The 13509-nt window shown below is 46.5% G+C and carries 7 protein-coding genes and 2 tRNA genes; all 9 read left to right on the top strand.

Features of this window, described 5'->3' with window-relative positions; all coding sequences use genetic code 11:
- Window positions 1-34 precede the first annotated feature (34 nt).
- The 9 genes from HXT35_RS05415 (at window position 35) to ileS (ending at window position 13480) form a co-directional block, all read left to right on the top strand.
- On the top strand, window positions 35-2911 hold the full coding sequence (locus tag HXT35_RS05415) for a hypothetical protein (RefSeq protein ID WP_004128748.1): 2877 nt from the start codon (window positions 35-37) through the stop codon (window positions 2909-2911).
- A 9-nt stretch (window positions 2912-2920) separates the two neighbouring features.
- Window positions 2921-4636, top strand: coding sequence for a SpaH/EbpB family LPXTG-anchored major pilin (locus HXT35_RS05420; RefSeq protein ID WP_421787999.1), 1716 nt, complete (start codon window positions 2921-2923; stop codon window positions 4634-4636).
- A 110-nt stretch (window positions 4637-4746) separates the two neighbouring features.
- Window positions 4747-5856: a class C sortase gene (locus HXT35_RS05425; protein WP_004128744.1), complete on the top strand. Its 1110-nt coding sequence runs from the start codon at window positions 4747-4749 to the stop codon at window positions 5854-5856.
- 559 nt (window positions 5857-6415) lie between these two features.
- Window positions 6416-6489, top strand: a tRNA-Lys gene (locus HXT35_RS05430).
- A 112-nt stretch (window positions 6490-6601) separates the two neighbouring features.
- Window positions 6602-7948: an exodeoxyribonuclease VII large subunit gene (gene xseA / locus HXT35_RS05435; RefSeq protein WP_004128740.1), complete on the top strand. Its 1347-nt coding sequence runs from the start codon at window positions 6602-6604 to the stop codon at window positions 7946-7948.
- Between the two features lie 45 nt (window positions 7949-7993).
- Window positions 7994-8335: an exodeoxyribonuclease VII small subunit gene (locus HXT35_RS05440; RefSeq protein ID WP_004128738.1), complete on the top strand. Its 342-nt coding sequence runs from the start codon at window positions 7994-7996 to the stop codon at window positions 8333-8335.
- A gap of 44 nt (window positions 8336-8379) precedes the next feature.
- Window positions 8380-8452 (top strand) — tRNA-Arg (locus HXT35_RS05445).
- Window positions 8453-8578: 126 nt separating this feature from the next.
- The gene (locus tag HXT35_RS05450; RefSeq protein WP_230455194.1) at window positions 8579-9727 is read left to right on the top strand and encodes an Abi family protein; all 1149 of its coding nucleotides are present in this window, start codon (window positions 8579-8581) and stop codon (window positions 9725-9727) included.
- 354 nt (window positions 9728-10081) lie between these two features.
- Window positions 10082-13480: a mupirocin-resistant isoleucine--tRNA ligase gene (gene ileS / locus HXT35_RS05455; RefSeq protein WP_004128734.1), complete on the top strand. Its 3399-nt coding sequence runs from the start codon at window positions 10082-10084 to the stop codon at window positions 13478-13480.
- Window positions 13481-13509 lie beyond the last annotated feature (29 nt).

Below are 13509 nucleotides of genomic sequence, written 5' to 3' on the forward strand. Positions count from 1 at the left end.
TAAGAGTCATTAAGATTAGAAGGAGATACTGCGAATGTCTATGCAACAACGCAAGCGCGATTTTCGTAAGTGCACGCGACGTGCTCTTTTTGCGTTTTTCGTTGCCTCTGCAACTGTTCTTGCAACCTTCGCGATTGCTCCTATTGCGCCGTCGAACGCATCTTCCGAAATTTCAAATAAAATTTCAACTAAAACAGAGAATAAGGCTGAGACTGAGGTCGGCAAAAAGTCTAATTCAAATACTTTAACAAATCCTGCGCCTGCGTCTGAGCTTAAGGCTGCTGATACTAATACTGCGTCTATTAAACCTGAGCCTACTAAACCTTCTTCTGCAGCGGTTGCTAATGACAGTCAAAACGCGAATAAAGCCAACGCAAATAATGTCAACGTAAATAAAGCCGATAACAAAAAAGCTGCTAATAAAACAACCGACACTAACAGCGGATCCTCCACAGATCGCAGCGCACCCGACGGCACTAATAACAGCGCCGAATATTATAATCCTCAGTATCAAAGTACTCCGAATATTGTTGCTGGAAATCTCTCTACAAGTGGAAGTAAGAATTCTGGTACTCCTAAGAGTAAGCCGATTCGCGGCAATAAGAAAATTAAGCGTGGGCTTCTTCCTGCTGGCACGTGGTTTGAAATTAAGCAAGATGCAGCTGATAAAGAAGATGCTTCTAAGTGGGCTAATTTTGAAGGCGAACAGTGCGATAATTCTTCCGAATGCAAAAAAACAAAATCCATTCCTGATAGTGCTAATTCTTCAAAATATGGTGTTATAACTTTCCGACCAGATAGGTGGACTAAAGCAGGTCATTACAAAGTTCACGTAATTGTGCACTATCCGGATAACACTACTTCCGATGATACAAATGCTGGAAATAGTAAAGATGGTAAGTCTTCTCCAGTTTATGCGAATGTAGTTTTTACGCGATTTAATCCACAACCTGGCGATTTGAAGCTTTCAATAAGTAGCAATGATACGGAAGATTTTAAGTATTCGGATTCTGGTGATTCTGATTTGGTTTTGATGCTTGGTCAAAAGGTTGAAAAAACCACTTTTGATGCTTCTGCGTATCTTGGCATAGGCAAGATTAATCAGCGCATGATTTGCTATGAAAAGGATTCCGATGGCAAGCCTGTTGCTGGAAGTTACAAACTTGGCGAAATTAATGGGCTTACATTAGATAAAAAAGACGTAAAAGTTTGGGAGCACGCCAGTTATGAGCAGCAAAAGAAGTGCTTTGACAATCCTGACAGTGGCTGCAGTGTAAAAGATTTACTTTATGACGATTACGTGTACAACAAGTATGTTACAACACATCCGGATTTTAAGCCTAAGAGCGTAAACGAGCGTACAGTTGGCAAACTTACTGGCACTGTAGAAAAAACCGGTAATTTTGCGTGCAAAGTTTATGCTTTAAGGAACTCTGTTAAAAATGACGGTTCGCAAGACCAGCAAGATGAAGCTGTAGTAAATAAGTTTGATCAAATAGCTACAGCTAAGTCTAACAATATTGCTGATATTGATACCGAGCTAAGTAAAGATGCTTTATTTAATTCCAGTAAAGGTATTACTTGGGAAGCTAAGACTTTGAACATTACTGTTCGCAAAATGTCTTACTATTATCAGCCTAATTATGGTGACGGCATTAATACTCTTCCAGGTGAAGTTTCGACTTCTATTGTGCCTGTTAACAAGTGCGGCGTAGGGGATAAGTGCAATAGTAAGCTAGCGCGCACGTATGATCTTCCTGACGGAACGTGGTTTGAAATAAGGCAATATGATGGCGATTCTGATCACAAAGTTCCTGATTGGGCTTCATTTATTGACCATAAAAATAACAGCGATCAAAGTAACAAGCCTGATGATGCTAGTAAGGCTGGCAGAGATTTTTCTGCAGGCTCTGGCAAAAAATACGGAAAGATCACTGTAAAAATGAGCACTTGGATTAAAACAGGTGACTACTATGTGCCAGTTGTTGCGCATTTTCCTGACGGATCTTCTTCTGCTGATTCAGATTCCAGTAACGAAGGTAAGCCTATCTATTTGAAAGTCTCTGTCAACAATTCTCCATGGATTGCTAATGATGATTTAAAGCTGCGAGTTACAACTGAAAAAGCTTCAGCTGAAGGCAAATCGGGTTTGCAAAGTGACGATTATGGAGATGTGGATCCAGATCAGGGAATCACAATGATGCGCGGAATGCGATTTTTGAATCCGTATATTGATGCGTGGTCATTGCGTGACGTTGATAAGAAGATTTCTATAAAAGTTTTGTGCACTAAGCTGAATAAAGATGGCGAAGTGGATGATGGTGCAAAATGGTCTAGTAGCGTTAATGGCTTGAGTGCTCCTACGGAGAGCCAAATTCATAAATGGGATCATATTAAAACTGTTGCTGAGCTTAAAGATTGCGAGCGTAACTCAGCTTCGTGCGATGCAAAGCGCACTCTATTTAGGCGAGATGTTAAAGCGGATGGTTGGGATACGGATAATCCGTTCGATGCAGTCGAGCGCACGGATTCGATCATTGCAGGCGCGCCTAAAGAAACGGGCGATTATCAGTGCGTTGTGTATGCGTTGAAGCCGAATGCGCTTGCTGCTTATACAACTAAGGTGGCTAACGAAACTTCCGTGCAAAACGGCGATACTCTTCTTGATGACGAAGCTGAGCTAACAGAAGGCAAGGATTACACGCTAACCGCCTTCCCAATCCACATTGTTGAGCCTTTTAAACTTCCAAAAACAGGATTCGCAGGTTGGAATATTCTGCTCTGCGGTTTTGCAACTGTTTCAACGTGCTTAATGGTTCTTGCGTTTGCTCTCGACCAAACAAAGTGGGGGCGCGCATTTATGAAAAATTTTGTGTACCGAAATTCTGCTCGAAAGAGCGCTAACAAATAAGGAGAAAAAATGAATAATTTCACAAAACGATGCGTTGCTGCGTTTGCTTCGCTAGCAATGGCTGGAACTCTGTGCGCGGCGGGGGCTGTGACAGTGTCCAGCGTTGCGTGGGGTGAAGAAGATACTGCGACTGCTGGTATAACAGGTGTAGATAAGAACTCGCAGGCTGCTGTTTACAAGAATGCTCCGTGGGAGCTTGGTGACAACGACAAGGCTGCTAATTATTCCCTCACCATTTACAAGTGGCAAGACGAGGTTGACTCAACCACCAAAAAGCAGAAGAAGTCAACTCCTGTTGCCGGCGCTGAGTTCACTGTAAAAAAGGTGACGCAAATCGACAGTAAGGATATCGACTTAACTAAGTACGCAGATTGGGTTAAAGTCGCGAATAAAATCGACAATCTTAATAAAGGCAATACTACTGGAATAACTCTTGAAACTGGTGCTGGAACTAAAGTAAAAACTAAAGAAAAAGGTGTTGCAAAGTTTGATAGTCTTAAAATTGGCTTGTATCAAGTTCAAGAAACAACAGTTCCAACGGGCTTCTCTGCTGCCGAATCTAAGCCATTCTATATGACAATCCCAAGGATTGAAAAGGATGCTGATGGCAAAGTAGTCTACAACTATGCTCCATACGCGGATCCAAAGAACAAGGATTTGAGCAAGAGCGTTAAGAAGACTGCAGATACTTCTAAGACTGTTGGCGCTGGCGATAAGATTTCCTACACCATTAGCGCTGAGCTTGATAAGATGAAGGAAAAGGCTGAAACTGGACAAACTACTGCAGATCTTACTGACGCTGATTTTAACGGCTATTCTGTAGTCGATCTCGCTCCAGCTAAGGCTTTTACTTATCCTACTGACATTTCTAGCGTAGTTACAAAGGTACAACTTGGAACTGGCGATAAGCCCGCAGATGGCGATACTGTGCTTGCTGCTACTGACTACACTGTTGGTACTGCAGAAGATGTAGCTGCTGCAGCTGGCGATGTTGCTTGCAAGAAGATTCCTATTACTTTCACTGAAGGTGGTAGGAAGAAACTTGCTAAAGCTGCAAACGACAATGCTGGCAAGGTTGTAAAGGTATTTGTTACTTTAGAGTTCACTCTTGCTGATTCTAAAACTCTTGGCAACAGCACTGTTACTAACAAGGGCGGCTTAATTCCTTCGCATGAAACTGGTACTCCAGACGTTGTTACTGGTAAAGAGTACAAGGAGGTGAAGTTCTCGAAGTTCAAGATTAAGAAGGTTTCTTCTAAAGATCAAAGTGCTCTTGAGGGTGGAAAGTTTGTGTTATTTGCTAATTCAACCGATGCACAAGCTTGTGCCACAGCAGTTAAGACAAACACTGATGTAGAGTCTAAGTGTGGTGCGAATAGTCCGCGCTCAGCTTTTGGCGAAAAAACATCAGCAAAAGATACTGGTTTAACTGAAGAATATTCTGTAAAGCGTGATGAAGATTTCTACATCGTAGAAACTGCTGCGCCAGACGGATACATCCGCAATCCTGATGTTGTTACAATTAAGGTAACTGATGATAACAAAACATACACATTCCAGAATCTTCCTACCAAGGATAAAGGTTTCTGGTTCAACCTTCCAAAGACCGGTGCTGCTGGCGTGATTCTCTTCGCGCTCGCGGGCGTGTGCTTCGTTGGCGCCGGCTTCGTGGTGTATATTCACCGTCGCAAGAAGGAAGAAGAGCAGGCTAAGCTCCGCGCTTAAGTTCAGTCCCTGCTTCTTTAAGCATTAACGAAAATGGGGGAGTCGGGTGCGCGTTAATTAACGCTTCCCGACTCCCTGTTTATTTTGCAAAAACATTTATTGGAGGAATTATGAAGCTAGCTGATTTTGCAGAGTCTGTTCGCGCGCTATTTAAGCGGCTGGCTCGTATGCGCGCTAACAAGTCCTCCAAAAGTGCGCAAGATTCCGCAAGCTCGCAGTCTATGCAATCTTTGCAGTCTCCGCAATCTTCGCAAATTCAGCAAAATCCGCAAGAGCAATCCACGCAGCCTCAGACGCCAGAGCAATCATCCCCAAAACCAATGTCTACACTTCGCAAGCTGGCTGAGCCTGTTGTGCTTGTTCTTATTGGCATTTTGTGCTTCAGCTATCCTGTGGTTTCTACTTTGGTCAACAATTACGCTGCCAAGGAACTCTCAATCGAATACGACAAATTAAATAAGTATGAGCCTAAAGAAAATCGCGCGCAAATTTTGCGAAAAGCGCGTGAATACAATGCTCGTCACAAAGCAATTATTAGCGCGGACCCTTACAACGGCAGTAGCGACTACATGGACACTCCAGAGTATAAAGAGTACGAAAAAATGCTTAGCGAGCCAATGGGAATTATGGGTATTGTGAAGATTCCGAAGATTGGTGTGAAACTGCCTATTTACCACGGAACTACTCAAACTATTCTGGCAATGGGTGCTGGGCATTTGTACGGTACGGATTTGCCGGTGGGTGGCAAAAGCAGACACACGGTTGTGACGGCGCATACGGGTATGCCGGATGCCACGATGTTCGACGACTTAAACACGCTTAAAAAAGGCGATTACTTCTATTTCGACGTGCAAGGCAAAACTCTTCGCTACAAAGTGTTTCGCATAAATGTTGTGCAGCCGAACGATATTCGTTTGCTGCGGCGCGAGAAGGGGCGCGACTTGGCGACGCTAATCACGTGCACGCCGTACGGAATTAACACGCACAGGTTGTTGGTGACGGGATACCGCGTGATGCCGGATCCGGTGAAAGCGCCTGATGACCATTTGCAGTGGCCGCTTTGGATGACGTTGTTTATAGTGTCGATGGTGATGTCTGCGCTGCTGCTGTTTATGATGCTTGCGATTGCATTGGGCAAGAGGCGCAGTGCGATGGGTTTGCGCGGACGGCATTTGCTGGCGGTTTCGCGCGCTGTGCTGCGTAAGTTGCGGCGCAGGTAGTGCGTGATGCGGTGTGCTGTGTGTTACTCGCGCAGTAGCCAATCTGCGTTAGTAACGGATGTTGGCTGTTTATCGTTACTCACGCAGAGAAACAAACGCGAGGTAAAATCCACGGCAAATGTTTCCATAAATAGCCAAACCTACAACAAATGCCGTAAACTTTCCCCGCGTTTGGAGCGCTACGCAGCCTCAAACCCTCCAAAGGTGAGATGATTCTCTCGTGTTTGGAGCGCTTAACTCTCCGTAACCCTCCAAATGCGAGATAACGCTCGCGCTATAAGCGCTCGCTACGAAACTCGCGTTGGAAGTCCACTGGACTTCCAACCTAAGCGAGTTTCCGCTCCGAATTGCTTTCGCGCGCGCTGTGCTGCGCTCAAGCAGGTCGTCGCGCACGTAAAGCACACTGTGCTTTCAGTATTGAGTCGTCGCTACCGCATTGAGCTTGCTTGAAGCGCGCAATGCAGCTTCAAGCAAGAGCAATGCGACACGCCCACTTGCGCGCAAGCTCATTCTGAGTATAGTAGTTACTCGGTTCGCAAAGCGGGCCGAGATAACCAATGCCCCTTTAGCTCAGTTGGTTAGAGCAGCTGACTCTTAATCAGCGTGTCCAGGGTTCGAATCCCTGAGGGGGCACAAACAAAACCCAAGCTTTGCGCTTGGGTTTTTTCGTATCCAATCACCGCACGCAACGAATCCATCGTTTGTCCCTCTTTGCAGTCAAGCTGGAAACATGACCTCGTCAAATATGATGCCGCAATTATTTCAGGATGATGTTTCGCAAAATCCACTGCAACAGCCGCAACAGCCGCAGCAAAATCTAGCTCATCCGCGCCCGCTTCCTCTAAAAGCTGCCGACACGACTGCCGAAAACCCGTGGCCTGTCGCAATCTTAAGCCAAAAGTTCCACAGCGCCGTCGAACGCTGGCCAGCCGCGTGGATCGAGGGTCAAATCGTCGAAATCAACATGCGCCGCGCCTCTTCCGGCTACATCACCCTTCGCGACAGCAACGAAGAAGTCTCGATTTCCGTAATGGGCTTCAGTAATTTCGTGCAGCAGGCGCGCGATCTTCGCCAAGGCGACCGCGTAGTCGTTCACGGCAAGGCGGATATTTGGGTAAAAGCCACGCGCTTGAGCTTCGTTGCGGACGAGATTCGTCGCGTCGGTGCCGGCGACTTAAAAGCGCAAATTGACGAGTTGCGCAAAAAACTTAAGGGCGAGGGCTTGTTTGACGCGGAAAATAAGGTGCCTCTGCCGGAGTTTCCTAAGTGCATTGGACTAGTTTGTGCGCCTCAAGCTCGCGCGGAGGGCGATGTTATTACGAACGTGAATTTGCGCTGGCCTGTTACGCGCTTCAAGGTTGTTCACGCGCATGTGCAGGGCGTGCAGTGTCCGGCGGATATTATTGCCGCAATTAAGCAGCTTGATGCGGATCCAGAGGTTGACGTTATTATTGTTGCTCGCGGCGGCGGCAGCTTTGAGGATTTGATTGGTTTTTCGGACGAGGGTGTGGTTCGTGCTACGGCTGCGTGCGTGACGCCGATTGTGTCTGCAATCGGCCACGAGGACGATTGGACTCTTATTGATTTGGCTGCAGATATGCGCGCGTCGACTCCTACAGATGCTGCAAAGCGCGTGGTTCCTGACGTTCGCGAGCAGTGGCAGCTTATTGATAACGCGTTGCAAACTATGCGCATGCGAATTTCTGCGCGCGTTGACAATGAGATTCGACTTGTTGAGGGTTACGCGAATCGTCCGAGCCTTACTCGCCCGAGCACTATGCTTGAGCCGCACGAGCGTTTGGTTGAGCAAGCTGTCGAACGAATGCGGCACGGTTTGGTGCGACTTCTGGACGACGCAAGCCTGACTGTTGAGAAGGCACACGCAAGCTTGACCGCGTTAAGTCCGCAATCGACTTTGAATCGCGGGTACGCTGTTGTGCAGCTCAGCGGTGGGAGAGTGCTTGACGACGCGGCTTTAGCGAGCGTTGGCGACGATATGACTGTTACTCTTAAAAGCGGCGTGGTGCTTGGCAAGGTGACTGGCACTAAGTCGGCTGCAACTAAGCCGGCTGCAGCAAAGTCAAGTAAGTAGATTTTTAGATATTTTAAATATTTTAGATATAGCGAAAGGTTAGATATGAGCGAGAAAGTAACGAAAAAAGCGGAAGAATCAGCGGCAAATAGTGCGAATAGTGCAGAAAGCGCGCAATTTGCAAGCACTCTTACGAAAGAAGAGCGTGCTGCGATTGAGGCGATGCCGTACGAAGAGGCTCGCGAAAAGCTGGTTCAGGCGGTTCAGGCGTTGGAGGCTGGCGGTTTGACGCTCGACCAGTCCATGCGTCAGTGGGAGATTGGTGAGGCGTTGGCAAAGCGCGCGCAGGGTTTGCTTGCCACTGTTCGCGCCAAGTTGGATGCGGCGCAGGCGGAGCAGTCAGCGACGGCAGCTACGGCTGGCACGCAGTCGAATCTTGAGGATTAGAGCTCGACGCAGTGACACGCCATAGTGTATAATTGCCATTTGTTGCCTCGGTAGCTCAGTGGATAGAGCACCACTCTCCTAAAGTGGGTGTCGTCAGTTCGATTCTGATCCGGGGCACTTTTATGTGTGGACGTTGTGCAGTTTATATTTGTGCAACGGTGTTGTGTGCTGTATATAGTTTGCTTATTTTTGTTGACAAGCATTAGTTTCTTTTGTATAATTAAGCAGTGGTGAAGCCAGGCAGTGTCTGGTTCGCAAAGAGCCAATCAAGCGATTGATTGGCTCTTTGTGCATCTAATAGTGGGGGGATTGTTGGGGATGATGGTGATTTATAAACCTTTTACTACTATCAGGCAACAAATAGAATTGCTTAAGTCTAGAGGAGTAGTGTTTCCTGATGAGTTTAAAGCTATGGAAATACTTGAAAGAGAAGGTTACTATAGCGTTGTAAATGGATATAAAAATCCATTTCTCGAATCAAACAATTCGAATAAATATGTTCAAGGAACAAAGTTTGAACAAATTTATTATCTTTTTAAATTTGATCGTGAACTTCGCAGTATTATCTTTGCGGCTACAACTAGAGCAGAAGCATTGTTAAGGTCATCATGTTCATATTGCTTTAGCCAAATGCACGGTAATGAAGTTAATGCTTACCTTAATGAAAATAACTATGAAGACCCAAAGGAATCACGTGGTTTAATTAAAGCATTTAATCGAATTATAGAAAATAATAAGTCAAATAATCAAAAATTAAATATAGGAAAAGAATACATACGACATTGTATCAATAATCACGATGGGCAAGTTCCATTATGGGTTTTATCTAATGATTTGACTTTCGGACAGATGTTCTGGTTTTACAAAGCTCAAACTAAATGCGTGAGAGGTTTGGTTGCTAAAAAATATACTGAACTTTATAATTCTTCACACTGTTCTCAAAAAGATATTACGTCAATAAAAATTGATTCTACTTATAGAAGAATTAAAGAGTTCAGAAATATTTGTGCGCACGATGAACGTTTGTATTGTGCTAGACCGCATAGTGATAATGCAACAGTCTTTCAACTTATTAAAGATTTCGACATATTATTAGAAACTAGCTATTATCTAGAGTTTTTAGAGAAGATTGAGAAATTATTAAGTGCGCTTTGTGTTGAAGTGCCAAATTGCTCTAAAAATGTTATTGAATGCATTGGAATGTCTAGTATTTATGAATTTTATGATTGGAAAAATAAAATTAAAGAGAATAGTAACTTGCCTGTTCCGAATGAAGCAACGCTTAAGTCTATGAATCACGCTAATCAAATTATGAATGGCAAAATTTCTGAAGACGGTATTGTTTTTAGCAATGCTAAGGAAGCTAAAGCATTTTTGGATAATATGTCATGAATATGTCATGAAAATTATTCGCGAGTCGCGAAATTATTCCTAATGTTAGGGGATAGTGTTAGATTATTTCTAACTTAAGCGATGATCCGTTATCGGCGGGGAGTTTTCGGAAGAACGGCGAGGATTCGTAAGGTTCTCGCTTATTAGAACCGACGGGGTTGGCCCGCACAGCCAAACACGAGAGGCTATAAGAATAGTTCGATTACGTTTCGTATTTGCACTACGCACTTGCGTTACGCACGTAACCTACGTAACTTTCGTTACGTAATCGTCTTATAGCAAGCGAGGTGGTACCGCGGCAGTAACTGTCGTCCTCGCAGGGAAATATTCACCCTGTTGAGCGAGGAGAGCACAGTGAGCGAATCCACTAATCCAGCCGAAAAGTCGTGCGCAAATAACGTATACCCAAAGGTAAGTGTTTCTGCATCTGCACAAGAAGCCGCCGGCGCGCAAGTTGCCCCAAATCCTTCCTTCCCAAAGCTTGAAGAATCCGTTCTTCAATACTGGGATGCAAACAACACTTTCCGCAAGTCAATCGAATACCGCCCGTCTGGCAAGGGTAGCCAAAACGAGTTCGTGTTCTTCGACGGCCCTCCATTCGCAAACGGTCTTCCTCACTACGGCCACCTGCTCACAGGCTACGCAAAAGACGTGGTTCCGCGCTATCAGACTATGCGCGGCCGCAAAGTAAACCGCGTTTTTGGTTGGGATACTCACGGTCTTCCTGCAGAGTTGGAAGCGCAGAAGGAGCTCGGCATCGAGTCGGTTGAGCAAATCGAAAAAATGGGCATAGCAAAGTTCAACGATGCTTGCCGTGCCAGCGTTTTGAAGTACACGAACGAGTGGCAAAACTACGTGCATCGTCAGGCTCGCTGGGTTGATTTCGAGCGCGGCTACAAAACGCTGAACATTCCATACATGGAATCCGTAATGTGGGCTTTTAAGCAGCTTTACGATAAGGGCTTGGCTTACAAGGGTTACCGCGTGCTTCCGTACTGCCCGAAGGATCAGACTCCACTTTCCGCCCACGAGCTTCGCATGGATGCGGACGTTTACCAGAATCGTCAGGACACTACCGTTTCCGTGGCCGTTAAGCTTCGCGACGAAGCCGACGCTTACGCAGTCTTCTGGACCACTACTCCTTGGACTGTGCCAACCAACTTCGCAATCGTAGTCGGCGCAGACATCGACTACGTGGAAGTTCGCCCAACCGAAGGCAAGTTTGCTGGCAAAAAGTTCTACATTGGCAAGCCTTTGCTCGGCTCCTACACTAAGGAACTTGGCGAAAACTACGAGGTCGTGCGCGAACTTAAGGGTGCGCAGATGGCTGGTTGGCGCTACTACCCAGTGTTCCCATACTTTGCAAGCGAATCTGCGCTCGCAGAGGGTGGCACTCCTGGTCCTAACGCTTTTACGATTTTCACTGCAGATTATGTTGACACCGCTGAAGGTACTGGCCTTGTTCACCAGGCTCCTTACGGCGAGGACGATATGAACACGCTTAACGCGCACGAAATTCGCAGCGTTGACGTGCTCGACGCAGGCTGCAAGTTTACAAGCGACTGCCCAGATTACGAAGGCTTGTACGTTTTCGACGCCAACTTGCCTATTTTGCGTAACTTGCGTGCAGGAGACGGCCCGCTTGCTCAAATGCCGGAAGATCAGCGCGCGCTGCTATTCCAAGAAAAAAGCTACGTGCACAGCTATCCTCACTGCTGGCGTTGCGCAACTCCGCTTATTTACAAGCCTGTTTCTAGCTGGTTTGTGTCTGTTACGAAGATTAAGAAGCGTTTGCTTGAGCTTAATCAGGAGATTAATTGGATTCCTGGAAACGTTAAGGACGGCCAGTTTGGTAAGTGGCTTTCTAACGCTCGCGATTGGTCGATTAGCCGTAACCGCTTCTGGGGTTCGCCAATTCCAGTGTGGGTGAGTGACGATCCAAAGTATCCTCGCGTAGACGTATACGGTTCGTTGGAAGAACTTAAGGCTGATTTTGGCGACTATCCGCGCGACGACGACGGCAATGTGAATATGCACCGCCCGTATATCGATCGCCTTACTCGTCCAAATCCGGATGATCCTACTGGAAAGTCGCAAATGCACCGTATTACGGATGTTCTCGACTGCTGGTTTGAGTCTGGTTCTATGCCTTTCGCGCAGTTCCATTATCCGTTTGAAAATAAGGAATTCTTCGAAGAGCACTTCCCATGCGATTACATCGTTGAGTATATTGGTCAGACTCGCGGTTGGTTCTACACGCTTCACATTATGGCTACGGCTCTATTCGACCGTCCGGCTTATAAGAACGTGATTTGCCACGGCATTGTGCTTGGTTCCGACGGTCAGAAGATGAGTAAGCATTTGCGCAACTACCCAGATGTTAATGGCGTTTTCAACGAGTACGGTTCGGACGCAATGCGCTGGTTCCTCATGTCTTCGCCAATTTTGCGCGGTGGCAATTTGATTGTTACTGCAGACGGCATTAGGGATACTGTTCGTCAGGTTATGCTTCCAGTTTGGAGCTCTTACTACTTCTTCACTTTGTATGCTAACGCTGCAAACGGTGGTAAGGGCTACGATGCTCGTCGCCTTCGCGCGGACGAGGTTGCGGGTCTTTGCAATATGGATCGTTACTTGCTTGCTCGCACGCGTTTGCTTGTTGAGCGCGTAGAAAAGTGCTTGAACGAGTTTGTGATTAGCGATGCTTGCGCTGCAGTTAGCGACTTTATTGACGTGCTTACAAATTGGTATATTCGCGGCAGCCGTGACCGCTTCTGGAATGAGGATGAAGCTGCTTTCAACACGCTTTACACTGTTCTGGAAGTGTTCATGCGCACGATTGCTCCTCTTGCTCCAATGGAAGCGGAGGCTGTGTGGCGTGGCCTTACTGGCGGCGAATCCGTGCATTTGGCTGATTGGCCTTATTTGGTTGAGCCTGAGACTCTTTCGGATGGCGAGAAGAACCCTAAGGCCGGAGAAGTCACCGAGCTTGGTGCTGTTCTTGCGCACGACGATGCTTTGGTTGCTGCTATGGATAAGGTTCGCGAGGTTGTGTCTTCTACGCTTTCGTTGCGTAAGGCGGAACAGTTGCGCGTGCGTCAGCCGTTGGCAAACTTGACTGTTGTTGCAGAAAATACTGCTGCTGTTGAGCCTTACGAGCAGGTGCTTGAGCGTGAGCTTAACGTGAAGAATGTTACATTCTGCACTTTGCAGGATGCAAGCTCTCACGGTTTGAAGATTGTTCACGAGCTTAAGGTGAATGCGCGCGCGGCTGGTCCTCGTTTGGGTAAGCAAGTGCAGTTTGCTATTAAGTCTTCTAAGAGTGGCGATTGGCATGTTGACGAGTCTGGTGCTCCTGTTGTTCAGACTCCAAACGGCGAAGTTGCGCTTGTTGAGGGCGAGTATGAGCTTGTAAATCGCGTTGAGTCTTCTGACGCTCAAGCGGCTCAAAACACCGCTTCTGCTGCAATGCCAACTGGCGGTTTCGTTATGCTCGACACTGCTTTGACAGACGATTTGCTTGCTGAAGGTTATGCTCGTGACGCTATTCGCGCTGTTCAGGATGCGCGCAAGGAGAACGGTTTGGATGTTACTGACCGAATCGCTTTGACTTTGAGCGTGCCAGCTGTGGACGTTGCTAAAGTTAATCAGTTCCGTGATTTGATTGCGGAAGAAACTTTGGCTACGAGCTTCGAGGTTGTTGAGGCTGATTCTAGCGCAACTGAGCTTAGCGTAAGTCTTAAGCGTGCGTAAAACACAACTAACAGCTAATTAACTAAACA

Source organism: Gardnerella sp. DNF01141 (assembly GCF_049244255.1).
Taxonomy (GTDB): Bacteria; Actinomycetota; Actinomycetes; order Actinomycetales; family Bifidobacteriaceae; genus Bifidobacterium; species Bifidobacterium vaginale_E.